This is a genomic window from Oleiphilus sp. HI0079 (assembly GCF_001635105.1).
Map to the genome: position 1 here is coordinate 1 of NZ_LWFT01000458.1, position 291 is coordinate 291.

1 protein-coding gene is annotated in these 291 nt (G+C 45.0%); it reads right to left on the reverse strand.

The window, feature by feature from the left end; all coding sequences use genetic code 11:
- The coding region (locus A3750_RS26785; RefSeq protein ID WP_231871738.1) for a hypothetical protein at positions 1 to 291 on the reverse strand (291 nt) is incomplete at both ends.

Below are 291 nucleotides of genomic sequence, written 5' to 3' on the forward strand. Positions count from 1 at the left end.
CTCCCCAGTGCAACGCACCGAGCAAAATGCTAGCGACCAGGATGCCTTCAAGCTTTGCGACATTGTCTTTGTCGACTTTGCTGCGAAATAAAAGGTGCGTTAGTCGGATGAAAAAGAATGCGATGATCAAGCCGCTATTAATATGAAAAAACAGCGTGCTTTGTTCGTATATATCGAGCGCAAAAGCGATCGCAAACCAAACTGTGGCATAGATGAAAATGCCTGGCTTTGCACGATTTGTTAAATCGTTGAATGCCCGGATCCGAAGCAAACTGTAATAGTCGGTATTGC